Raw genomic sequence first — 23,464 nt, forward strand, 5'->3', positions numbered from 1 at the left:
GTTACTAAAACGAGGATATTTTTAACCAAAATGCGGATGATGGTACAAGGAAAACCAATTATTCCGATTTCTTTATTTTTTAGTTATCTGAAATCGCTACGCTATCTTTCATATTTTGAATGATGCGCTTACGATGCTGAATCCCCCAGTCCGCAATATTTTCTGTTAATTGTTTAAGGGATTTTCCATAATCTGTAATTCGGTATTCCACAGCGACAGGAGCAGTATCCAGGACATTTCGTTCGATCAGCTCGTTCATTTCCAGATCTTTCAATTCCCTGCTGAGCATTTTCCCCGAAATACCTTGCACCTGTTTTAACAGCTCGGAATAGCGCATCGGTTGGTAACACAAACAAGCGATAATCGACATTTTCCATCTTCCACTTAAAACGTCCATCGTATCTCCGATGGCCAAAATATTTTGGCTACAGTCTTTTAATATACCTTCTACTTTTTTCATTATTTTATCAATTTATAGATGATAGAAATTTCATAAGGTGTACTTGGTTACCCGTTTGTCACCATTACTTTTTGTCACAAGGTAACAAAAGTAAATAATATTGTTTTAAGTTTGCACAAAAATTTTAAGGTATGACAGATTTAATTCAAGATTTACAGTGGCGATACGCTACTAAAAAATATACATCACAAACCGTCAGTGAAAAGCTGGTTGCCCAAATTGTAGAAGCTGTTAATTTAAGCGCATCATCTTGCGGATTGCAACCATATCGTCTTTTTGTGATCAGCAATCCTGAAGTGAAAAAACAGCTGGCAGAAGGATCCTTTAACAGCCAGATCGGGGAATCTTCCCATTTACTCGTTTTTGCAGGTATGAACCGAATCACGACAGGCTATATCACAGAATATGTCTCCATGATGGAGCGTCAGCGGGAAATGGAGCCTGGTGCCCTAAGCGAGTTCGCCGATAACCTAATAAGTTTTTTTTCTACACAGACAGCAGAACAAAATGCAATATGGTCATCAAAACAAGCATATATCGGATTGGGAACTGCGTTAATTGCAGCGGCAGCATTGAAAGTAGATTCAACGCCCATGGAAGGGTTTGATGCCAATGTGTTTGATAAAGTATTGGGGTTGACAGATAAAGGTCTCCATTGTTCGGTTATTCTTTCGTTAGGATATCGTGATCAAGCTAATGATTTTCTTGCTTCTCTCAAAAAGACAAGATTGCCCATAACTGAATTCTCAACTGAAATTAAATAAAACGATATGATTATTATTGCGGGAAATGTATATGTAGACCCTTCAAAGGTAGATGAGTTTGTAGCCGAGGCACGTAGTACCATGTGGCTGGGAACAAAAAATCCAGGATGTATTTCTATTTCTTTTACACTGGATGATAAAGAACAAGGCAGTGTGCTGGTTTTGGAACGATGGAAAGACCAGCAATCGTTAGACGTCCATTTAGCACAAAAAGAAGTAATAGCTATTTTTACAAAATGGGGTCCGGTAATGCGCAACGAAGTGAAGAAGTACGATGCTACTAACGAACGGGATCCGCGGGAAGCATAATCTGGGGCTTTAGAAAGACTTTTTTTTATAGAAGAGTCTTTCTTTGCTTTTAATATAAAACAAAGTGTAATTGGTTAAAGATATTTATTCGTTAGGATTTTATAGTCAGCTTGCTACTATTATCCACAAAGTACGGCCTTCATTCTCTCCGCAAGATTTCATCAGCCAGGTGATGAATAGTGATTTTGAGCAGATGGAATGGAAGGAACGCGTCAAGCACACGACAAAAGTGCTTCATCGTTTTATGCCTGCCAACTATTCCGACGCAGTAGTTGTATTGCGAAAGATTGTTGCGGAATACCAACACCAAGCAATCAATGGAGGCTTGGAACATGTCATATTCCCGGACTATATAGAGACCTATGGATTAGACTATTTTGAAACGTCAGTAAAAGCTTTTGACCGCATTACCCGATTCATCAGTTGTGAATTTGCGGTTCGTCCTTTTATTATTCGGTACGGCGATGCGATGATTGCCGAAATGCTCAAGTTCTCCCAAGATCCACATCCACAGGTGAGACGGTTGGCAAGTGAAGGCAGTCGTTCGCGTTTGCCTTGGGCGATGGCAATTCCTGCTCTCAAAAAAGATCCTACTCCACTGCTACCAATACTGGAGAATTTGAAAAATGATCCCTCAGAAATGGTGCGTAGAAGCGTGGCTAATAATCTCAATGATATATCTAAAGATAATCCTCAATTATTGGTTCATGTTGCACAGGAATGGACTGGTCATTCTAAAGAGACCGATGCTATTGTAAAACACGCTTGCCGAACCTTATTTAAACAAGGGCATCCTGAGATAATGGCACTTTATGGTCTTGATGTAAATGGACTTATCTTATTGAACTTTCAAATTCACACAACGATGGTGTATATGGGTAATGAAATGTTATTTTCATTTTCATTGAGAAATTCAGTTAAGACCCGTAAAAAAGTTCGACTTGAATATGCTATTTATTTTCAAAAAGCCAATAGAACCTTGGCAAAAAAGGTATTTAAAATTAGTGAAAAGATGCTTGAGGAAAATCAGCAAACCGACATTTCCAAAAAACACTCATTCCGATTCATTACCACCCGAAAATATTATGCAGGCTTGCATCAGATAGCAATAATCATAAATGGCATAGAGCATGACCGATTAGATTTTACCTTACAAACGTAAAGAATACGAATATTATGCAGGTCAATAGCCCCGTCTGGTTATTTGGGTTGCATTCATCGACCTACGAAAGGTTAAGATGGAATTTTGAATGTACATAGGTTAGGGTAATCTATCTAATTGAAACTCGTCCTAAATTGCAGCGGACTTTGATTGGTTTTCTGCTTAAAGAGCTTGCTAAAAGATGGAAGATGTTCAAAGCCAAGTTGATAGGCAATTTCACTTACGGAAAGATCTGTAGTGGATAATTTTTCTTTGGCTTTTTCAATTAGCTTTTTATGAATTAGCTGCTGAGTATTTTCTCCAGTCATCGATTTAAGCAATCCGCTTAGATATTTCGGAGTAACACACAATTTATCTGCAACATATTGGACCTTCGGCAAACCAGTGCACATCAGCTCCTCATTTTTGAAATATTCATTCAATATTTCTTCTACGCTTTCTAAAATCTTGTGATTAGCTTTTTCACTGGTGATAAACTGACGGTTGTAAAAACGTTCCGAATAATTTAGAAGGCTCTCGAGTTGTGAAATGATAATTTGTTTGCTGAATTTATCGATATTCGAAGTGAACTCGTATCGAATGTTGTTAATAATTCCCATGAGCGTTTCCTCTTCTTTATGTGAAAGAAGCAATGCTTCGTTGACAGAGTAATCAAAGTATTCGTAACGGCTCATCGTTTTAGCTAAATGTGTATTCCAAAGCAGATCAGGATGGATGCACAAGATCCATCCTGAAGGTTTCTGATTATCAATTGCCTTCTGGATTTGCTGAAACCGCAAAACCTGATTGGGAGCCATAAAACACATGACACCTTGTTCAAAGTTGTATTGCCTTTGACCGTAAAACATTTTTTCTGCACCTCTTTTTAATGAAATAGCGTAAAAGTCAAACACCATCCCAACTGGGTCCTGCTCCCTAAACTGCTTAATGGTTTTATAATCAATAATACCGACTAAGGGATGCTCGGGAAGGGGTATTTCGTTATAATGATAAAATTCTGCAATCGTCTTAAATCGTCTCGGTGTTTTACTTCCCATATTGCAAATGTAATGATTAAATGTTGTGGCCACCAGTTACCTCTATACGCTGAGCATTTATCCATCCCGCATCATCCGTACACAAAAAAGCAACAACACCGCCAATATCATTCGGCAATCCCACGCGGCCGAGTGCTGTGGCACTGGAAATGTAATTGTTCAGTTCTTTAGTATCCCGCACTACACCACCACCAAAATCAGTTTCAATAGCACCGGGAGCAATGATATTTGCACGGATTCCTCTCGGGCCTAATTCTTTTGCTAAGTATTTGGTAAATACTTCTATAGCTCCCTTCATTGAAGCATAAACGGAAAAGTTTGAAAAAGCAAAGCGGGCAAGATTCGAAGAAATGTTTACAATGCCACCACCATCATTAAGGAAAGGTAACGACTTTTGAATTAAAAATAACACGCCTTTGTAATGTGTGTTGAACATATCATCTACCTGTTCTTCGTTTACCGTATCAATCGTCGCATATAGGGAAGTTCCCGCATTATTGATCAAATAGTCGAAATTTGGACTTCCGTTTTCTTCTGTCAAATATTCACTTACTTCTTTAGTGAAATTGTCGAATGATCCTATATTTCTTATGTCCAGCTGCAAGGCGATTGCTTTTTGTCCTAAAGCCTTAATTTCCGAAACAACTTTCTCGGCTTCCTCATTGTTGGAATTGTATGTTAACACCACGTCAATACCTTTTTTTGCAATAGCTAATGCCATATTCTTACCCAATCCGCGACTTCCACCCGTTACCAACGCAATTTTCTTGTTTTGATTCATTGTTTTATAGTTTTGATATTTACAGTTGGTACAAAGTTCAATTATTTCGGAGGTGTTGATTTATCCAAATTTCATGATTGTTTAGCCTAAATGCTTGTTTATATATTCCTTCATACATCAGAATGGAAATTTGCAATTACATGTATTAGATTACGTTGGAAATTTTATTTTATATTTTGAACACTCTACGATTTCACTAAATACTGTTTTTTTATTGAATCATTGTAGATAATTATGCCCCAGAATAATTAAAAGAGTAATAAGTATCAAAATCGTCTTACTCTTAAGAAACCTTAATTAGAAATAAATCTTTCCCAATATGGGGGTAACCTGTGATATTGGTTTCATCAATATTTCCAATTTTTGGCAAATCAACGAAGATGTAATCCGAAACAAATAGTGCTAATATCTAAACGTCTAAGCTATGGAAATCGTGTTGAACAAAATATTATCGGAAATTCAGCATCAGGAAGACAAGCTGTCTGCCAAAATGATGCAAACTGCAAATGAGGCTTACCAAATGACCTTATTCCTAAAGGAAATGCTGTTTACTATAAAGATGAAAGTCTTAAAGACCGGATTTAAGGACGAACAGCAGGAAATCAATTTTTTCAAGAACATTAAACCGCAGATTTTAGGAAAACTTATTTATTACAATAAAGTATTCCGCATTGAAACTACCTGTCCTGTAAATACTGGACGAATACACCAAAGCCATTTTGAAGGCCAACTAAAAATCCTAAAATCCGAATATAAGGAAAGCATATGTAGTGAGGATTTTTACAGGTATTATCGTTCAGGCAGAACTGACCGTGACCATAATTATTTCATGCTTGGAAAAATCAATTACCACGATGGTTTAAAGAGTGGCGTATTTGAAATTGACCTTAGCTTTTCTACTTATTACGATAACAAAGTTGCCCATATTATAGCCAATGAATTACTATATACTTTTTTGCTTACCAAAATAAACCCCGAAAAAAATCCTGATACGATTTTAATGAATGGCGATGCAAGCAAAGAAATTTCGTGGACTAACTCGCAAAATGCGCTTATAGAATTGATTTACGCTTTGTATGCTTCCAATTCTATTGCATATGGTAAAATAGGCATCAGGAAATTAGCATTGATTTTTCAAATCTTATTCCGAACGCCCCTGAACGATATACATCATTCTTTCCATAGGATGAAAACCAGGGCAGGCTCCCGTACGGCGTTTTTAGACCAACTCAAAATTTCCCTCGAAGAGTATATGGATAGAGACCTTTAGCAATATCAGCATAGGTTTTTTAAAGCAGTACACAAAATGTACTGCTTTTTATTTGCCCATATCTGCCAATTGGCAAATGCTGGCAGAAGGCTATTTGAAAATAGGAGCAACACACTGAAATCCTTGTTTTACAAGGGTTTTTCTCATTGCAAAAAAAATCAAAAAAGTGCCAAACCAATGGGCAAGCATTGGCAGACAAACACTACCACACTTCTGAATTTTGTCCTGTGAATATTAAACAACAGTGCTATGAACATTATAACAATTGACGAAGAAGTGTGGAAGCACCTCAACGAACGGTTGAAAGCCATTAGCGAATATATCCTCAAACTGGAAGATACAAGCTACGACAGCTTATGGCTTAACAATCACGAAGTCTGCCAGTATCTCCACATCAGCGAAAAAACATTGTGGCGTATGCGCACCAACGGGCAGATAGCCTTTTCAAAAATGTACGGGCAGTATTACTATACGATTGGTGCTATCAAGGAAATGCTCAATGCTAACGCCGTGCAGACCACCGATGAATATGTGGAGCAGCTTATGGCGAAAGGCAAAAGCTATATCGAGAAAGGCAGAAAGCTGAAATCAGGTAATCATTAAAAGCGTACCCGTATGAATATCGACAAAATGGAATTTGTGGCGTGGATGGAACGCATAATGGACAGGCTGGACATTCTCGGCAACCACATAGACGATTTACAAAAGAAACGGAACAGCATAGACGGCGAAGAGTTACTTGATAATCAGGATTTATTGCAAATGCTGAAAATAAGTAACCGTTCCCTGCAACGGTATCGCTCCATTGGCAAACTTCCTTATTATACCATTAGTGGAAAACTGTATTACAAGCTGTCCGATGTGCATCAGTTCATCAGGGAAAGTTTTAACCCACCCTTGCCCAAACTGGATGCCAATAAGTGACAAACACTGCCTTTGAGTGCCACATAGTGCAAATCAGTGAAGGCTTCCTTTACATTCGACCGTGAATTTTTAAAATTTTCAGACTATGAGTGAAGAAACAACAAATAAACAGGAAATGCCCGAACAGCTTTCGGACATATTACTTGTACTGGATAAAGAGAAAATGAAAATCCAGGCAGTAAAAAGTATCGACGAAAACGGAAAAATGGAAACCGTTGACCCCACGAAAAAAAATCAAAACCAGTTTATGCGTGTGGATAAAAGCGGCGATTTCTTTTCCAACTTCTTTTCCAATTTTTTCAGCCAGTTAAAGAACCCTACAAACTTTACTTTCTTCAAAGTGCCTGCCCCGGTTGCTGCTGAAAAAGCAGAGGAATTACAAAAGCACGTAGATAAGCCTACTCCACAAGGCGAAAAAGTGCTGAAAGAATACGAAATGAAAGCAGAACCCCGACCGGATAAAAAACAAGAAAATCAAAATAATATGGCAACAGCACAAACAACAACGGAAGCAAGCGAATACCGCTACAAGCCGGAGCAGATTGATTGGGACACAATGAAAAACCTCGGATTAAGCAAAGAGTATCTTGAAAAAAGAAACCTGCTCGACCCTTTGTTAAGAGGTTACAAAACCAATGAGCTTTTACCGATAGGTATTAACCTCGGTGGCTCTATCCTCCGCACAGATGCCCGCCTGTCTTTACAGCAAGGCGAAGACGGCAATGTTATCGTGGCAATACACGGTATCAAAAAAGAACCTAACCTGCACTTTGAGTTTTTCGGTCACAAGTTTACGGACGAAGACAAGAAAAACCTGCTCGAAACGGGCAATATGGGGCGTGTGGTCAATCTCGTAAATTCCAAAACAGGCGAACTGATGCCGTCCATTATCAGCATTGACAGGCTGACAAATGATGTGATTGCACTACGCACGGAGTTTATAAAAATCCCCGATGAAATTAAGGGCGTAAAGCTGAATGAGGAACAAAAACAAATTTTGATGGAGGGCAAACCGCTCTATTTAGAGGGTATGATTTCCGCTAAGGGAACGGAGTTTTCGGCAACGGTACAATTCAATGCGGACAAACGATACGTTGAGTTCCTGTTTGACAGAAGCAACAACAATCAGCAAGCCCAAACGAACCAACAGAATACCCAACAAAGCAATCAGCAAAACCAACCGCAGGAAGCTCCAAGAACTTTCAGGGGCAAAGAACTGGATTATGAGCAGTATAACAAGTTCAAAGCCGGACAAACCATATATGTTGAACTGAAAGATAAAAAAGACCAACCGTATAAGGGTTATATCACTTTCGACAAAGATACTGGAAAGACCAACTTTGAGTTCCCCGGTCAGTATAAAGCACGGGTTGAACCTGCTGAAACTCATAAAACGCAGACTGCCGTTAATTCGGAGGGTAAAACCAACGAAGCGACTAAGAACGTCCAAGAGCCTTTGAAGTCCGGGCAGCAAAGACCTAAAAATGAAAAACAGCAGGAACAACAGGATAACAAGCCTGCAAAATCCAAAGGCAGAAAAATGTAATATAGTATGAAAACAATTATTGCAGAAAAACCAAGCGTAGCAAGGGAGATAGCTGGCTTGTTGGGAGCATCTGATAAAAAGGATGGCTACCTGACAGGTAACGGCTATTTTGTTACGTGGGCATTCGGTCATTTAATAGGACTGGGAATGCCCGAAGATTACGGCATTTCGGGATTTGACAAAGCATCCCTGCCAATATTGCCCAACCCGTTTTTATTGACCGTTCGCAAGGTCAAAAAAGAAGACAAAGGGTACACCGCCGATACGGGCGCATTAAAGCAACTGAAAGTCATTGAGCAACTTTTCAAGCAAAGCAACAGCATCATCGTTGCTACCGATGCAGGTCGTGAGGGCGAACTCATTTTCAGGTACATTTATGAATACCTGAAATGCAGCAAGCCTTTTGAACGCCTTTGGATAAGTTCACTTACCGAAAAGGCAATAAAGCAGGGCTTTGACAACCTTAAAGACGGGGCAGCATTTGACGGGTTGTACCAGGCAGCGCAAGGCAGAAGCCGTGCCGACTGGCTTGTGGGCATCAATGCTACACAGGCATTGAGCATTGTCGCAGGCAACGGTATCTATTCGCTCGGAAGAGTGCAAACGCCCACGCTGGCTTTGATATGCAAACGCTACCTCGACAATAGGAATTTCACGCTAAAGAAATACTGGCAGATACAATTAACGCACAACAAAGCCCAGGTTGATTTCAAAAGTATTTCCGCAACCAAATGGAACGAAAAGCAGCTTGCTAACGATACCCTTAAAGCCATTCAGCGTGGCGCAGCGGCAACCGTTACCTCGGTAGAAACCAAAAGCGTTACAGAACAACCGCCCTTGCTTTTTGACCTGACAGGCTTACAAAAGGAAGCCAATAAAAGGTTGAAATTATCTGCTGAAGCAACCCTCAATATTGCGCAAAGCCTGTATGAAAAGAAGTTTATCACGTACCCACGTACCGGGAGCAAATACATACCTGAAGATATGTGGGCGGAAATTCCCAACCTTGTGCGGGCTTTGCAGAACCGTGAAGATTGCAAGCAAGCCCTTACCAAAATCAAATGGGGACGGTTCAATAAACGTATCGTGAATGACCTCCGTGTAACGGACCATCACGGTTTGTTGATTACGGATAAAGTACCGTCCGTACTTAATGCAGACGAAAACAAGATTTACAATATGATTGCGCTTCGGTTGCTCGAAGCCATATCGCAAGCCTGTGTCAAAGAAATAACCGGTGTATCATTACAGGTATTGCATTACGACTTTACGGCAAAAGGCTGTAAAATTCAGGAAGCGGGTTGGCGTTCCATTAAAGGGAGTTTTACGGACGATGGCGAAGAACCAGTGCAGGAATTACCTGAACTGCGTAAAGGCGACGAACTTGCCATAAAGGAAGCTGCCGTTTTGGAAAAGCAGACCAAACCGCCAGTGCTTTACACCGAAGCCGGGCTTTTGTCGGCTATGGAAACCGCAGGGAAAGAAATTGAGAACGAAGAAGAGCGCAAAGCCCTCAAAAATATCGGTATCGGTACGCCTGCGACAAGAGCCGCCATTATAGAAACCCTATTTACCCGTAATTATATCCAAAGGGATAAACGTTCTTTAATCCCTACCGAAAAAGGATTGCAGGTGTACGGGCTTGTCAAAGAACGCAAGATTGCTGATGTGGCAATGACCGCCGAATGGGAATTGGCATTGCAGAAAATCGAGAACAACGAGGCGGATGCGGGAACATTCCAAAAGGAAATGGAAACCTATGCTAAATCCATTACTGATGAATTGCTGCAAACTTCTATTGCAAGCACCAATCAGCCGAAACTGACCTGCCCTAAATGTAAAAGTCAGCAGCTCATTATCCGTGATAAGATTGTGAAATGCCCTGATGAGGCTTGTAACTGGGGACAGTTCCGCACCGTCTGCGGTGTACAAATCAGTATTGAAAATGTAACAAGCCTTGTCAATAAAGGCAAAACTTCTTTAATCAAAGGAATGACAAGCAAAGCCGGAAAGAAATTCGATGCTTACATCGTACTGAAAGAAAATGCCGAAAGTTCCTTTGAGTTTGAGAAAAACAAAAGCAGTAAACGCAATGGAAAATAAACCGTCAATCGTACCCAAAGAAATCAGGAACCTGATTTATACCGTCCGGGGCAAACAGGTAATGTTGGATAGCAACCTCGCTGCCTTATATCAGGTAGAAACAAAGAACCTGAACAAAGCCGTTAAAAGAAATATTGAGCGTTTCCCTGTATCATTCTGCTTTCAACTGACCGAAGAGGAAGTTGAAAACTTGAGGTTCCAAATTGGAACCTCAAGTTTAAGCTACGGCGGCAGACGTTATTTGCCCTATGTCTTTACCGAACAAGGCGTTGCAATGGCATCTGCCATACTCCGTTCAGATATAGCCGTTAAAATGAGTGTGGAAATAATGGAAGCCTTTGTAGAAATGCGGCGTATGCTCATTAGCAACGCTTCTTTGTTTCATCGTTTGGATAATATCGAGTTAAAGCAACTGGAAGCCGACCAAAAATTTGAAGAGATTTTTAAGGCTTTGGAAAGCGACAAGCTACACAGCGAAAAAGGCATTTTCTACAACGGGCAGATATTTGATGCTTACGCCTTTGTTTCCGATATTATCCGAAGTGCCAAAAGGTCTATTATCCTGCTTGATAATTATGTGGATGATACTGTGCTTACTTTGTTAGGTAAACGTAAGGATAATGTAACGGTTACAATCCTTACAAAAAGCATCAGCAATCAGTTACGGTTAGATTTACAACGATACAATAGCCAATATCCTCCGGTATATATTCAGGTTTTCGCCGATGCTCACGACCGTTTTTTGATTATTGACGATACAGAACTCTACCATATAGGGGCATCACTCAAAGACCTGGGCAAAAAATGGTTTGCCTTTTCGAGAATGGATATTGAAGCAGGTAGGATGCTTCAAATTTTAAAGAAACAGTAAATTTCTCGGTTAAGAAAGTAATTCGGGTCAGGTTTGCCAATCCATCCGCCTACTAACCTTTAATAACTGCAAGATATGTCCACACTATGAAAAGAATTTGTAACGGGATTCTAAACCATAAATACCCCAAACCGCTTCCATCAAAGGTTCCTTTTTGGTAGTCAATATGCTTAATAGTTGCATAAATATTTGCTGGAAGTATAAGTATTAAAAATGCGATTAACAACCACGCAGTAACCACTCTTAAATTAGGAATAAAAAAACCAATAGCTGCGACAATTTCAATAATTCCCGTTAGATAAACGGTTTCTGTTTTGTATGGAATAAAGTCGGGTAGCATCATCGACATCCCTTTGTTAAATGTAAAATGTGCAACTGCCGTAAACACGAGCATTACAGACATTGCTATTCTTCCCGACAAATAAAGGTCATAATTACCACGAAAAATTTTGGTACTACAAAGTGAAATAAAAAATGCCAAAAGCAATACTATTAGGGGCTTCATCTTTATTCTTTTGTTACAAAGGTCAGCTTATTTATAGAACGACACAATGAACCCAAGTTAAGAAATACGTTTCCGTATTCTGCTCAATGCTTGTGGGGTAATGCCGATATATGAAGCAATATATTTTAGAGGAATTTCTTTTATCAATTGCGGTTGTTCGGTAAATAAATTCAGGTAACGCTGTTCGGCAGTTTCGTTCAGAAGCGAAAGTTCTCTTTTGGATTTATTGAGGAATAAATCTTCACTTGCTTTTCGTCCAATCACATTACCAATTTCCGTTTCTCCATAAATGTTTTGCAGGTCATTATATGTTAATCGCCAAAGCGTTGTTTTTGTCAGTGTTTCTATGTTGCAAATGGATGGTGTTTTGGTTAGAAACGAATTATAGCCACTTACAAAGTTATGGTCAAATACAAAAGCAAAGGTCAGGTCATTTTCTTCTTTTGGAATATAGAAACGCATAATCCCTGTTTCAATAAACGAAAGGTAGTTTTCTGTTTGCCCTACTGTCAAAAGATGATGATTTTTAGGGAATTCCTGCTTTATGAGCTTTGAGGAGAAAAACTGCCAGTCTTTGTCTGTTAGTTTAACTGCCTTTTCAAAATATTTCCGTATTTGTTCCATTGTTCGTTATTCCAAATTTCGGTTAGCCTGAACACTAATTTACTGTTATTTAAGGCTTATCCATATTGGCACAAAATTACAAATTAATTCTTCCTACACTTAGGGCTTTACGCCAAATCCAGCCTCTCAACGCCAAACTCAGCCACTTCTACAAAGACTCTTATGTACTGCTATAATTTTAGGCTTCAAGTAAAATTCTAAACAAAATTATAGTATGGATACACAACAAAAAGACCTGTCGTATTTCAGATTACGACTGCAAGAATTATTAAACACCAGCTTCCCTGAAAAAGCAAACGACCAAAAATTTATTGAACAACGTTCTTCGTGGGCTGCTAATGCCTACGAGGGTGCTTTCCGTTCGGGAAACGCTATTGAGCAATGCAACGAAATAGCCAATTACATTCTTTTTGAGGGCTTGCACTTCTCCAAATTCGACACCGTTTTTCAGGTGGTATGCAATGAGTTTGACACCATCATGGCAGATGAGGAACTGCGATCTTTCGCACTAAAAATGTTCCCTGTTTGTGAGGCTGTTTTCACTAACTATCAACTAACCGATGATTTCGCTTATAACACAGAGTACGACCTGCTCTATACCGAAATAACCGGAACCATCGCAATATGGATAGCCGAAAATGGACTTCAGTAAACGCCGACATCTCCAACAGAATATTGATGCCCTGCGGATTGCTTTTACATTGGAAAAGGAGAAACGGCAAGCCAGCGTAGGCGAAAGACTGTCAATGACGCAATACAGCGGATTTGGCGGTCTTAAATTCGTTCTGAACCCCATAGCCAACGAAATAGACATCAATAATTGGAGAAAAACAGAACACGACCTTTTTCCGCTCACGCAGGAACTCCACCAGCTACTCAAAGAAAATTCCGAAGACGAAAACCAATACCGCAGGTATGTGGATAGTATGAAAAGCTCTGTGCTAACGGCTTTTTATACACCTCCACAGGTTATAGATGCTATTGCTGCATCCCTGCGTGAAAGCGGTTTGAACATTCAGAGATTCCTCGAACCCTCCGCAGGTATAGGCTCATTCATACAATCCTTTTCGGAAAATCAGAACCCCAATATTACCGCTTATGAAAAGGATCTGCTGACAGGGAAGATTTTAAAACAGCTTTATCCCAAAAGCAATATCCGTATAAGTGGTTTTGAGGAAATTCCTGAAAAGGAACAAAACAGCTATGATGTAATTGCCAGCAATATACCGTTTGGCGATACCTCCGTATTCGACCTTTCCTATTCCCGAAGCAAAGACGGTGCAAAAGTACAGGCCGCCCGAAGTATACACAATTACTTTTTTCTAAAAGGTGCTGATATGGTTCGTGAGGGCGGTTTGCTGGCTTACATTACTTCACAGGGTATTCTCAATAGCCCGAAGAATGAACCCATACGCAGGGCGTTGATGCATTATAATAATTTGGTTTCGGTTGTTCGGTTGCCCAACAACCTGTTTACGGAATATGCCGGTACCGAAGTAGGAAGTGACCTCATTATACTTCAAAAAAATACGGCAAAACAACATCTGACGGAAAGGGAAGATCTGTTTTGCCAAAGCAGCCAAACAGAATATAATACGCCAGGCAATGCACTTTTTCAGGATAGCACAAGGATTGTGCATACCGACCGTAAATTAGATACCGACCCTTATGGACAACCTGCCCTAATCTATACGCACAAAGGCGGTGTTGAGGGAATTGCCAAAGATTTGAAAAAAAAGCTTTCCGAAGATTTTGGCCAGCACCTGAATTTGAATTTATACAAAGGCGAACGGAACGATGAGCCTGTTATACAAATTCCGGTTGAACCAGAGGTTATACCTCCGGTTGTTGAACCCGTAATCGTTCAGTCCGAACCACAGCGTATAACCATACCAACAATTGTTCAGGAAAGCCCGCAGGAATTAAAACAGTTAAGCATTTTTGACCTGTTTGAAAATGTGGACGAACCTGTAATGGTTATTGCTCCACCCAAAAGAGCGACACAAGTTAAAAAGCAAAGTGCTAAAACAAACCGCCGTGCAATGGGTCGCCAGCCTGACCTGTTCAGTAGTGCGATGCAGCAACCTTATACGCCACCTGTTACCAATAGAGCTGCCAATGGAAGCACATTGACCAACAATAAAAAACAGGAAGCTATTGGCGACCTGTTTTCGGGTATCAACGGGAATGGCCAAGCTGATAAGCCAGCCGTTCCCGACACCATACCCGAACCTGCTCCGTATAGTGATAAACTGCAATCGTTCCACCGCAACGATTGCCTTGTGGTGGATAAAGGCTGGGTCGGTCATCTGCAAGAAGTAGATACAAAAGACGGTACGGCTGTTTTCCATCCCCTGCAATTACAGTCCTTACAGAAAGCAAGAGCCGAGGCGTACATTGCTGTACGTGATGTTTACCAAGAGCTTTACACAAAAGAGGCACAGCATCAGACCGAATACAAGGAAGAAAGGGAAAACCTTAACCGCCTTTACGATGCCTTTGTTAAAAGGTACGGCAACCTCAACAGTGCCGATAATGCCAAATTGATTAAAACCGACAGTTCCGGTAAGGAAATCCCTTATTTGGAACGTGTGGTTGGCGGTGTTGTGCATAAGTCGGATATATTCAGCCGTCCTGTAAGTTTTTCTACCGCAACCATAGCAACGGACAATCCCGAAGAAGCATTAGCGGCATCCCTTAACAAATACGGAAGCGTGGATTTGGGCTATATGTCCGAAATAAGCGGAATGCCTGACGATGCTTTAAAAGAAGCCTTGCACGGTCGTATTTACTACAATCCTCTGCAAAAGGAATACGAGATATCCGAACGTTGGATTGCAGGTAACGTAGTAGAAAAAGCCCAAGAGGTTAAAACCCACCTCGAACGCAATCCCGATGACAGCGAAGCCAAAGCAAGCCTTACCGTTTTGGAAGAAGCCCGACCAAGACGTATCGAATTTGAGGAATTGGATTTTAATTTGGGCGAACGCTGGATACCCACAGGCATTTATGCCCGATTTGCTTCACATCTTTTTGATACGGACGTACTTGTTCATTACTCTGAAAGCTCCGATGACTTTTCTGTGAAATGTCATCAGGGCAATATGCACATTTGGGAAAAATATGCCGTCAAAGCGGAAAGCCGCACGTTTGACGGTATTGTCCTGCTCAAACACGCCCTTGTCAATACCACGCCTGATATTACCAAAAAAGTAATGGTTGGCGACCAAGAGGTCAAGGTACGGGATATGGAAGCCATACAAATGGCGAACACCAAAATTGATGAAATCCGTACCACTTTTACCGAGTGGCTTCACGCTCAAAACGATGAATTTAAAAAAAGGCTGACCGACCAGTACAACGATACTTTTAACTGTTTCGTTCGCCCCAACTACGACGGAAGCCATCAGGAATTTCCGGGATTAGACCGCAAGGGTGCAGGCATTGAAGACCTGTATTCAAGCCAAAAGGACACCGTTTGGATGATAAAGCTGAACAACGGTGCTATCTGTGACCACGAAGTAGGTGCAGGAAAAACCCTCATAATGTGTACCGCAGCGCAAGAAATGAAGCGTTTGGGATTAGCCCACAAGCCGATGATTATCGGGTTGAAAGCAAATATACCTGCCATTGCCGAAGACTACCGCAAAGCCTATCCACACGCTAAAATCCTTTATCCAGGTATTAATGATTTTACGCCGAAAAAACGCCTGCGCATTTTCGGGGATATTAAAAATAATGATTGGGATTGTGTGATACTCACACACGACCAGTTCGGAATGATACCGCAATCGCCCGAAATACAAAAGGAAATCCTCGAAATAGAATTAGACAGCGTAGAGCGAAACCTCGATGCCCTGAAATCGCAAGGCAAGGAAGTTACACGGGGAATGCTCGCCGGGGTAATCAAACGGAAAGAAAATCTTGAAGTAAAGCTGAAAACACTGCAACACGATATTGAAAACCGTAAGGATGATATTGTGGACTTTAAGATGATGGGCATAGACCATTTGTTTGTGGATGAAAGCCACCAGTTCAAAAACCTGATGTTCAATACCCGTCATACACGGGTTGCCGGATTGGGTAACGTGGACGGCAGCCAAAAGGCACTGAACCTGCTGTTTGCCATACGCACCATTCAGGAGCGTACCAATGCGGATATGGGCGCAACCTTTCTTTCGGGTACAACTATCAGCAATTCATTAACGGAATTGTACCTGCTGTTTAAATACCTGCGTCCCCGTGCATTGGAAAAACAGGGCATTCATTCCTTTGATGCGTGGGCGGCTATCTACGCAAGGAAAACGACCGATTATGAATTTTCGGTAGCTAACAATATCGTCGCTAAAGAGCGTTTCCGCTACTTTATCAAAGTGCCGGAACTGGCGCAGTTCTATTCTGAAATCACGGATTACAGAACGGCAAAGGATATTGGCATTGACCGACCGAACAAAAACGAAATCCTTTACAACATACCGCCAACGCCCGACCAAGAAGCCTTTATCCAAAGCCTGATGCAGTTTGCCAAAACAGGTGATGCAACATTGCTCGGTAGAGAACCTTTATCTCCACGAGAAGAAAAAGCAAAGATGCTCATTGCCACGGATTACGCTCGTAAGATGTCGCTCGATATGCGTATGGTAAGCGGTATTTACGACGACCATCCCGACAACAAGGCTTCGCATTGTGCGGCAAACATAGCTAAGTATTACAACCAATTCAATGCACAGAAAGGAACGCAGTTCGTTTTCTCGGATTTGGGAACCTATAAGCCGGGCAAATGGAATGTGTACTCCGAAATCAAACGCAAGCTCGTGGAAGATCACGGCATACCTGCGCACGAAGTCCGATTTATTCAGGAAGCAAAAAATGATAAGCAACGTAGGGAACTTATTAACGGTATGAACGAGGGCAAAATCCGTGTGCTGTTCGGTTCTACGAGTATGCTCGGAACTGGTGTTAATGCACAGAAAAGAGCCGTTACCGTTCATCATTTAGATACGCCGTGGAGACCGTCAGACCTTGCCCAAAGGGATGGGCGGGCAATCCGAAAGGGCAACGAGATTGCCAAATTCTTTGCTGATAATAAAGTGGCTGTTATCATCTATGCTGTTGAAAAATCTTTGGATAGTTACAAGTTCAACCTGCTGTATAATAAGCAGCTTTTCATCGACCAGTTGAAGACCAACAACCTGACCAAAAGAACGATTGATGAGGGAAGTATGGACGAGAAATCGGGAATGAACTTTTCGGAATATGTGGCAATCCTTTCAGGTAATACAGACCTGTTGGATAAAGCCAAACTGGAAAAACAGATTGCCGGACTGGAAAGTGAAAAGCAGGCGTTTAACCGTTCTAAATCCAGTGCCAAATTTAAGGTACAGGATTATACGGAAATGCTGCAAAGCACTCAATCCCGTTTGAACCGGATGAGTACAGACTTCGAAAACTTACAGCAACGCCTGCAAAAGCGTTCGGACGGTACAATCGAAAACCCTGTGCTGTTGGATGGTTTGCCGCCCAATGCAAATCCGAAACAAATCGGCGCAAAGCTGAACGAAATTGCAGACAAAGCCCGCACCGCAGGTCAGTATGAAGAAATAGGCAGTTTGTACGGTTTTACGTTGTTGGTTAAAACAGAAATGTCAGAAAAAGAGGGCGTGGATATTAGGGTAAACCGTTTTTTAGTTCAGGGTGAAGGCAATATCAAATACACCTACAATAATGGTCTGATGGCAAAAGACCCCGAAACTGCTGCAATGAATTTTTTGAGGGCTTTGGAAAAGCTTCCTGGCTTTGTGAAGCAGGAACAGGAGAAAATTTCTGAAATACAAAAAGACCTGCCTATACTTCAGGAGGTGGTAAACGGTACTTGGTCTAAGGAAAGTAGATTGAGTGAGCTTAAAACAGAACTGGCAGCCGTAGAACGGAAGATACAGCTATCAATAGAACCTGTAAAACACAGTGAAGAAGCTGCCGAACAGATAGAGAAGCGGAAAGAAAACTCAACGGTTTCGGAAAGCATTATATGGACAAAAGGTGTTCATCTGCCTCGTGGCATATTATAAAGGTGGTTTACTTTTCGTCCTGTTCATCCATTTTCTTAATCAGTGCTTCACACAGGTTGTCAAGGAATTTGGTTCGGTTTATCTTACGCGCTTTCAGTTCCATAAACGTGTGGTAAAAGTCGCCCAAATCTATATTAAAGGCATTTTCAAAATTTTTGGCTATCAATTTTATGTCAGTATTTCCATTGTTAAAGACACCGTTGGAGTACAAGGCATAAATAAGTTCTGTTAATGCAGTTTTACTTGCTGTCCATTTCAAAGAATTTTCTGAAACCTTTTTAAGGTTTAGACTATTAAGCCTGCTTTCCAAGTAAACCTGTATCAAGTCATTAGCAATTATTTTGGCAACCTTATAATCATGTGAAGTAGAAAAACGGTGGTCTGCTTCAAAATAAAAGGTATCTAACCATAGCCTTATATCATGATTTCCCCGTATAAAAAACTTCTCGTCAAGGAAAGAGTTATTACTACGGTAATATTTATAAAAATCAAGGTTGTTCTCAAAAAATCTTTTTAGCTTTTTTAGTTCTTTCTTGAAATATTTCCTACTGCGCTTGCCTGCATAGGGTCTTTTCGTTTCAATTTTATATATCGCATTGTAGTAGATGAGCTTTGAAACAATAACCGGTTTCTGATATTTGAAAAATTGGATTTCTTCTTCTGAATTATTGAAATCTTTTTTCAGTATAAATTCTTTTAGGTCTGCGAGGCTTCGAATGATGAGCTGTATAGCGGCTTCTATTTTTTTTACTGGTCGGTCGGTTTCAATCTCCAATTCCTGGATTGCAGTTTCCAATTTGAGATATGTTTTATTGTAGAATTTATGCATGCTTAATGTTTATAGTTTTCGATATCCTATATACCGTTTAGTTAAATCATCATGCCTGTTTAAGATCATCTATAAAAATGAAAATCACCAAGGTTAGCATTTCTTTAGTGCTGTCCCCTGATGATTTTATTTGTTCTATTTGCCGCGAGGATATTCTAATACATATAAATAGTAGATTGCTAAATTTTGCACTTTATCCACTCGGGCTCGTATGCACTCTTTATGTGACAAGGTTAGGTACTATTACTATAGGAAAAATTTTGATAAATTTCCTCTAAAATCAAACGTAAGCTACTACTTATACTTATAGCCCCAATGCCTTTTTTAGATACACTGGGTAGGCATCCAAATCTTCTTTGATATGTTTGTTGTGAAATACATCATAACAGTAGTAACCTGGAAGAACATCAAACCCGGTAAACAAATAGTTTGCTGCCACATTAAACAAAGCATCATCAGCACTCCTTCCTTTAAATAGATACTGATTGCTGTCGTTGAAACTTTCTTTCGGTGCATTCCATGTGGCAGATATCATGAATTTCTTACCCTGCATTTTCCCTCCAGTTCCATATTGTTTTGTAGGATCATTTTGCGAGCGTCCGTCACTCACGAGAAATTTCTGAGCATTCATACCGCTGGTAAATACCTCGTCAATATATTTTTTATATATCCATGAGGTATTCTCCCAATTTATAGGTGTCTGCAATATAATAATATCCGCCTGCATATGTTTTTTCACTTCTTCTTCTACATTGTAACCATCTTCAATCTTCGTTTCAAGTACCCTGAAATTTTGATTTATGAAGAATTCTTTGGCTTTGTCAAAAAATGCCCTATTCAGGTTACCCTCTGACAACCCAGGATATCTCAGATGCGAATTGATCAGTAATACAGTTTTGTTCTTTATGTTACTCTGTATTTGCTGTGTTTGCGCCCTTAGATTCACACTATTGGCCAGGAACATTACCATGAGATATGTAAAAACAATCCTTGTTTTCATATTCTTATTTGATTTAAAATTTATCTGAATGCTTCTAAAAGCTACTTGTCATTTATGAGCCTGGATTTGTTGCCCATACATTTATTTCGGGGACAAAGGCTATATCATTCAGTGAAAGGAGGGAATTGATGACTTGTGCTATTTCAAGTCCTTTTAGTTTGTTTTCCGGAGCAGTTGTCACATGCCCTGACTTCTCTCCGAATCCTGTTACAACTTCGCTTGGATTGACTTGAGTAACACGTATATTATGTTTTCGCAGTTCAGACCGCCAAGATAAGGTTAGCCCCGTTATCGCTGACTTGCTTGAGCAATATGCAGAACCGTTGGGAAAACCGTTCACCGCTCCCATTGAAGAAATATTTATTATATTACCGTAATTCTGCTCAATAAAGATTTTTGCAGCTTTCTGACCGCACATAAAAACGCTCTTTGTATTGTTTTCCCAAATCAAGGCGAAATCGGAAACGGAGGTACTCAGCAGCGATCCCGAATGACCTATTCCCGCGTTATTGATCAGAATGTTAAGACCATTCATTTTTTCAATCGCATAGCTAAAAAGATTGGTAATATCTTCTTCATTGGTTACATCTGCCCTGATACCATATACATCGAGTTCAGTGGCTATTTTATTAACTGAATCTTCGTTTCTTGCGCATATAACCACCTGGGCTCCCTGTGCTTTTAAAAGTTTCGCAGTTTCGTATCCGATTCCTGTAGTTCCCCCTGTGATGATAACTTTAGCTTCACTTATTCTCATAAAATTATATAATAAATTTAGTAACTAGTCTTCCATCGGCACAAAGCCGTTGAGATCGTTAAAAATAGCCATAAGTTTAGCCGGGATTTTCTTTTCTTCGACGCTGGATAATTTTAATACGTTTGTTATTTTGTCATCCTGGCCACTTTGGGTCAATTCAACCCAATCGGGATTGACAACCAGCCCTCTTGCTACAGCTGCCATGGTTATCCCAAAATCTAATACTTCCACTGCATCTTCAGGCCTCGCAATTCCACCAGCTACTACGACCGGTACGCGTCCCCCTACATATTCATTAAGTACAGCGGATATGGGAATATCAGTTTCTTCTGCATCCAGCGGTCTTTGAGATACCGCATTCAATAACGAGAAATGCAAATAATCTACCCCCTCCATGATAAGCTTATCAATTAAAACGTAAGTATCTTTAAGGCCGTATGTTTTCTGTGGCATTTCTTCAGGAGAAATCCTGAATCCCAGCAGAAATGGTTTTTGAGCGTGTTTATCAATTACATCTTTTACCTCCCGGACAACCTCAATCCCAAAACGTAGGCGGTTTTCCAGTGAGCCACCATAGCGGTCTGTCCTTTTGTTAAAAAAGGGGGATATGAAATTTTGGATCAGGAAACCGTGAGCACCATGTATCTCTACTCCGTCAAATCCCGCTTCAATTGCCCGTCGTGTAGTTTCCCCAAATGCCCTTACAATAGTTAGGATTTCATCCTCGCTGAGTTCTTTAGGAGTGATAAATTCTGATGACCCCGGTGCGGTCTCTATGGACACAGCACTGGCACCTACTACTTGACGATCCGGAATAAGATCGGGTATGGCTTTATTCCCGGCGTGAAACAATTGAAGCAGTACCGGCGCACCACCGCTTTTTGCAGCGTCTGCCAGCTTTTTGAGACTGGGAAGAAAACGGTCATCATACCCTGCAAATTCGTGAGTGAAACCAATACCGTTTTCTGTCACATGTGTACAGCCGGTGACTACCATCCCGACACCGTTAACCCTTGCCCTGTAGTATGCCACTTCTTCGTCAGATATAGTAAAATCTTCATTTGATGCCCAGGTTGTCATGGGTGACATTACAATTCTATTTTTTAAACTTATACCGTTCTTAAATTTTATCGGCTCAAACAGTTTAGAGAATCTATTCATATATTTTAGCTCTTTAAATCCATGCAAAATTAGCAATTCACTTCTTCCCAAAAGTTGCCATATTCAGGAAAAAAGTAGTCAAAATAAGGAGATAAAGATGAGATGTGTGACTATTACTTTTCTACAGGTCAATTATGTTTTTAATTAAAGATTTACCCTTTTCATTACAGCTTCATCGTACCGTGCACCGGTATTAGTTCGAGTGCAATAGTGCTTTCCTGATTGTTTCTGATGCTACTTCAGAGAGTCCCAGATATTTTCTCTAATATTTCGTCCGGTTTGAACTCTGTATAAAACAATTGCCGCACAACAATATTTTACTTAGAAATCGACAAAAAATCAGATAAGCTGAAAACGATATCAATTCAGGGATTGTCTGAATTTCAACGGCGAAAGGTTTGTCTTACCTTTAAAAAGTTTGTGGAAGGATTGGGGATGTTCAAACCCCAACTGATAGGCAATTTCCGCGACGGAAAGTGTCGTTGTAGACAAAAGTTCTTTGGCTCTCTCAATAAGCTTTTCGTGAATATGTTGCTGTGTATTTTGCCCAGTTAAAGATCTTAACATATCACTTAGGTAACTTGGTGAGATATTCAGCTGTTCAGCAAAATATTGTACACTGGGAATACCGGACTTCTCTGCCTCAGAATTGTCAAAATAATCGTTAAGGAGACTCTCCAACTTCGATAATATTTCATTATTAGCCTTTTTTCTGGTAATGAACTGACGGCTATAAAAGCGATTGCAGTAGTTAAGTAGTAATTCTATATGGGAAATGATGACGTCCTGTGTAAAATGATCGATAGTTTTATCAATTTCATTCTGTAGATTTTGCATAACTCCGGATATAATATCTTCCTCTTTTTGTGACGTATGAAGTGCTTCATTTACCGCATAAGAGAAAAAACCATATTCTTTCATTCTTTTTGCCACTTGATAGCCTTGAATAAAATCGGGATGAAAGGCCAGCATCCAGCCCTCTCCCTTTGTTGAACTTTCAGACTCCACGGCAAATAGTTGTTTTGGCGCAAAAAATGCCATAACACCGCTATCAAAATCATAATATTGCTGACCGTATCTGATCTTCGCATTGTAATTTTTTTTAAGATATACAGTGTAAAAATTGTAAACAATGGATGAAGTGTTCTCCGGTATATTATACCTAACATCCGAAAGATTAATCACACTTACCAATGGATGTGCAGGCTTTTCCAAGTTCAGGAAAGAATGCAATTCACAAATGGAATTTATCGAATAAAGATTTTCCTTTTTCATATCATCAAATTTAATAAA

The 23,464-nt window shown here is 40.2% G+C and carries 21 protein-coding genes; 11 read left to right on the top strand and 10 right to left on the bottom strand.

The annotated features are described in order from the left end of the window. Nucleotides 1–79 precede the first annotated feature (79 nt). Nucleotides 80–460, bottom strand: coding sequence for a winged helix-turn-helix transcriptional regulator (locus tag AM279_RS06600; RefSeq protein ID WP_054406955.1), 381 nt, complete (start codon nucleotides 458–460; stop codon nucleotides 80–82). A 131-nt stretch (nucleotides 461–591) separates the two neighbouring features. Here AM279_RS06600 and AM279_RS06605 point away from each other — a divergent pair, with 131 nt between their 5' ends. From AM279_RS06605 to AM279_RS06615, 3 genes are all read left to right on the top strand, one after another. Further along, nucleotides 592–1,224 (top strand): nitroreductase family protein, encoded by a 633-nt coding sequence (locus AM279_RS06605; protein ID WP_054406956.1) that lies wholly within the window; start codon nucleotides 592–594, stop codon nucleotides 1,222–1,224. A 6-nt stretch (nucleotides 1,225–1,230) separates the two neighbouring features. Next, nucleotides 1,231–1,533, top strand: coding sequence for a putative quinol monooxygenase (locus tag AM279_RS06610; RefSeq protein WP_054406957.1), 303 nt, complete (start codon nucleotides 1,231–1,233; stop codon nucleotides 1,531–1,533). A 70-nt stretch (nucleotides 1,534–1,603) separates the two neighbouring features. Beyond that, a complete protein-coding gene (locus tag AM279_RS06615) occupies nucleotides 1,604–2,695 on the top strand; it encodes a DNA alkylation repair protein (RefSeq protein WP_054406958.1) in 1,092 nt (363 codons plus the stop codon). A gap of 113 nt (nucleotides 2,696–2,808) precedes the next feature. On the opposite strand, the gene AM279_RS06620 is transcribed toward AM279_RS06615, so the two are convergent. Then, nucleotides 2,809–3,732 carry a helix-turn-helix domain-containing protein gene (locus AM279_RS06620; RefSeq protein ID WP_054406959.1) on the bottom strand — a complete coding sequence of 308 codons (924 nt, stop codon included), beginning with the start codon at nucleotides 3,730–3,732 and terminating at the stop codon, nucleotides 2,809–2,811. Between the two features lie 16 nt (nucleotides 3,733–3,748). Beyond that, nucleotides 3,749–4,513, bottom strand: coding sequence for an SDR family NAD(P)-dependent oxidoreductase (locus AM279_RS06625; RefSeq protein ID WP_054406960.1), 765 nt, complete (start codon nucleotides 4,511–4,513; stop codon nucleotides 3,749–3,751). A 424-nt stretch (nucleotides 4,514–4,937) separates the two neighbouring features. Between AM279_RS06625 and AM279_RS06630 the strand changes: the two genes are divergently transcribed. The 6 genes from AM279_RS06630 to AM279_RS06655 all read left to right on the top strand — a co-directional run bounded on the left by AM279_RS06630 (nucleotide 4,938) and on the right by AM279_RS06655 (nucleotide 11,227). Further along, entirely contained in the window at nucleotides 4,938–5,783 is an 846-nt protein-coding gene (locus tag AM279_RS06630) for an RteC domain-containing protein (RefSeq protein ID WP_054406961.1), read from the top strand. A 249-nt stretch (nucleotides 5,784–6,032) separates the two neighbouring features. Beyond that, on the top strand, nucleotides 6,033–6,386 hold the full coding sequence (locus AM279_RS06635) for a helix-turn-helix domain-containing protein (RefSeq protein WP_054406962.1): 354 nt from the start codon (nucleotides 6,033–6,035) through the stop codon (nucleotides 6,384–6,386). Between the two features lie 12 nt (nucleotides 6,387–6,398). Beyond that, the gene (locus tag AM279_RS06640) at nucleotides 6,399–6,707 is read left to right on the top strand and encodes a helix-turn-helix domain-containing protein (protein ID WP_002978404.1); all 309 of its coding nucleotides are present in this window, start codon (nucleotides 6,399–6,401) and stop codon (nucleotides 6,705–6,707) included. A gap of 85 nt (nucleotides 6,708–6,792) precedes the next feature. Beyond that, entirely contained in the window at nucleotides 6,793–8,253 is a 1,461-nt protein-coding gene (locus AM279_RS06645; protein ID WP_054406963.1) for a DUF3945 domain-containing protein, read from the top strand. A gap of 6 nt (nucleotides 8,254–8,259) precedes the next feature. Further along, the gene (locus AM279_RS06650) at nucleotides 8,260–10,356 is read left to right on the top strand and encodes a type IA DNA topoisomerase (RefSeq protein WP_054406964.1); all 2,097 of its coding nucleotides are present in this window, start codon (nucleotides 8,260–8,262) and stop codon (nucleotides 10,354–10,356) included. Continuing rightward, a complete protein-coding gene (locus AM279_RS06655) occupies nucleotides 10,346–11,227 on the top strand; it encodes an ORF6N domain-containing protein (RefSeq protein ID WP_054406965.1) in 882 nt (293 codons plus the stop codon). Before AM279_RS06650 ends, AM279_RS06655 begins: the two co-directional genes overlap by 11 nt. A gap of 52 nt (nucleotides 11,228–11,279) precedes the next feature. On the opposite strand, the gene AM279_RS06660 is transcribed toward AM279_RS06655, so the two are convergent. Further along, nucleotides 11,280–11,732 carry a DoxX family protein gene (locus AM279_RS06660; RefSeq protein ID WP_054406966.1) on the bottom strand — a complete coding sequence of 151 codons (453 nt, stop codon included), beginning with the start codon at nucleotides 11,730–11,732 and terminating at the stop codon, nucleotides 11,280–11,282. Nucleotides 11,733–11,789: 57 nt separating this feature from the next. Then, nucleotides 11,790–12,356, bottom strand: a complete 567-nt coding sequence (locus tag AM279_RS06665) for a Crp/Fnr family transcriptional regulator (protein WP_054406967.1) — start codon at nucleotides 12,354–12,356, stop codon at nucleotides 11,790–11,792. A gap of 214 nt (nucleotides 12,357–12,570) precedes the next feature. Here AM279_RS06665 and AM279_RS06670 point away from each other — a divergent pair, with 214 nt between their 5' ends. Both AM279_RS06670 and AM279_RS06675 read left to right on the top strand, forming a co-directional pair. Next, entirely contained in the window at nucleotides 12,571–13,008 is a 438-nt protein-coding gene (locus AM279_RS06670; protein WP_054406968.1) for a DUF1896 domain-containing protein, read from the top strand. Beyond that, nucleotides 12,995–18,424: an N-6 DNA methylase gene (locus AM279_RS06675; protein ID WP_054406969.1), complete on the top strand. Its 5,430-nt coding sequence runs from the start codon at nucleotides 12,995–12,997 to the stop codon at nucleotides 18,422–18,424. Before AM279_RS06670 ends, AM279_RS06675 begins: the two co-directional genes overlap by 14 nt. 7 nt (nucleotides 18,425–18,431) lie before the next feature. Here the strand turns inward: AM279_RS06675 and AM279_RS06680 are convergent, their stop codons facing one another. The 5 genes from AM279_RS06680 to AM279_RS06700 form a co-directional block, all read right to left on the bottom strand. Next, the gene (locus AM279_RS06680) at nucleotides 18,432–19,253 is read right to left on the bottom strand and encodes an RteC domain-containing protein (protein ID WP_054406970.1); all 822 of its coding nucleotides are present in this window, start codon (nucleotides 19,251–19,253) and stop codon (nucleotides 18,432–18,434) included. 304 nt (nucleotides 19,254–19,557) lie between these two features. After that, the gene (locus AM279_RS06685) at nucleotides 19,558–20,253 is read right to left on the bottom strand and encodes an NAD(P)H-dependent oxidoreductase (RefSeq protein ID WP_082344189.1); all 696 of its coding nucleotides are present in this window, start codon (nucleotides 20,251–20,253) and stop codon (nucleotides 19,558–19,560) included. 52 nt (nucleotides 20,254–20,305) lie between these two features. Beyond that, nucleotides 20,306–21,010, bottom strand: a complete 705-nt coding sequence (locus AM279_RS06690; protein WP_054406971.1) for an SDR family oxidoreductase — start codon at nucleotides 21,008–21,010, stop codon at nucleotides 20,306–20,308. Between the two features lie 24 nt (nucleotides 21,011–21,034). Then, complete coding sequence (locus AM279_RS06695) at nucleotides 21,035–22,222, bottom strand: NADH-dependent flavin oxidoreductase (RefSeq protein WP_201782535.1); 1,188 nt, start codon at nucleotides 22,220–22,222, stop codon at nucleotides 21,035–21,037. A 309-nt stretch (nucleotides 22,223–22,531) separates the two neighbouring features. After that, complete coding sequence (locus tag AM279_RS06700; RefSeq protein ID WP_054406973.1) at nucleotides 22,532–23,446, bottom strand: helix-turn-helix domain-containing protein; 915 nt, start codon at nucleotides 23,444–23,446, stop codon at nucleotides 22,532–22,534. Nucleotides 23,447–23,464: the final 18 nt, after the last annotated feature.

Origin of the sequence: Flavobacterium akiainvivens (assembly GCF_001278115.1) — a bacterium.
Classification (GTDB): Bacteria; Bacteroidota; Bacteroidia; order Flavobacteriales; family Flavobacteriaceae; genus Flavobacterium; species Flavobacterium akiainvivens.

Bases quoted from the DNA above. Each gene is read 5' to 3' on its own strand.
- AM279_RS06600 (WP_054406955.1), bottom strand. From the start codon at position 460: ATGAAAAAAGTAGAAGGTATATTAAAAGACTGTAGCCAAAATATTTTG.
- AM279_RS06690 (WP_054406971.1), bottom strand. From the start codon at position 21,010: ATGAGAATAAGTGAAGCTAAAGTTATCATCACAGGGGGAACTACAGGA.
- AM279_RS06635 (WP_054406962.1), top strand. From the start codon at position 6,033: ATGAACATTATAACAATTGACGAAGAAGTGTGGAAGCACCTCAACGAA.
- AM279_RS06670 (WP_054406968.1), top strand. From the start codon at position 12,571: ATGGATACACAACAAAAAGACCTGTCGTATTTCAGATTACGACTGCAA.
- AM279_RS06675 (WP_054406969.1), top strand. From the start codon at position 12,995: ATGGACTTCAGTAAACGCCGACATCTCCAACAGAATATTGATGCCCTG.
- AM279_RS06665 (WP_054406967.1), bottom strand. From the start codon at position 12,356: ATGGAACAAATACGGAAATATTTTGAAAAGGCAGTTAAACTAACAGAC.
- AM279_RS06700 (WP_054406973.1), bottom strand. From the start codon at position 23,446: ATGAAAAAGGAAAATCTTTATTCGATAAATTCCATTTGTGAATTGCAT.
- AM279_RS06680 (WP_054406970.1), bottom strand. From the start codon at position 19,253: ATGCATAAATTCTACAATAAAACATATCTCAAATTGGAAACTGCAATC.
- AM279_RS06630 (WP_054406961.1), top strand. From the start codon at position 4,938: ATGGAAATCGTGTTGAACAAAATATTATCGGAAATTCAGCATCAGGAA.
- AM279_RS06610 (WP_054406957.1), top strand. From the start codon at position 1,231: ATGATTATTATTGCGGGAAATGTATATGTAGACCCTTCAAAGGTAGAT.
- AM279_RS06685 (WP_082344189.1), bottom strand. From the start codon at position 20,253: ATGAAAACAAGGATTGTTTTTACATATCTCATGGTAATGTTCCTGGCC.
- AM279_RS06640 (WP_002978404.1), top strand. From the start codon at position 6,399: ATGAATATCGACAAAATGGAATTTGTGGCGTGGATGGAACGCATAATG.
- AM279_RS06620 (WP_054406959.1), bottom strand. From the start codon at position 3,732: ATGGGAAGTAAAACACCGAGACGATTTAAGACGATTGCAGAATTTTAT.
- AM279_RS06605 (WP_054406956.1), top strand. From the start codon at position 592: ATGACAGATTTAATTCAAGATTTACAGTGGCGATACGCTACTAAAAAA.
- AM279_RS06655 (WP_054406965.1), top strand. From the start codon at position 10,346: ATGGAAAATAAACCGTCAATCGTACCCAAAGAAATCAGGAACCTGATT.
- AM279_RS06645 (WP_054406963.1), top strand. From the start codon at position 6,793: ATGAGTGAAGAAACAACAAATAAACAGGAAATGCCCGAACAGCTTTCG.
- AM279_RS06650 (WP_054406964.1), top strand. From the start codon at position 8,260: ATGAAAACAATTATTGCAGAAAAACCAAGCGTAGCAAGGGAGATAGCT.
- AM279_RS06660 (WP_054406966.1), bottom strand. From the start codon at position 11,732: ATGAAGCCCCTAATAGTATTGCTTTTGGCATTTTTTATTTCACTTTGT.
- AM279_RS06625 (WP_054406960.1), bottom strand. From the start codon at position 4,513: ATGAATCAAAACAAGAAAATTGCGTTGGTAACGGGTGGAAGTCGCGGA.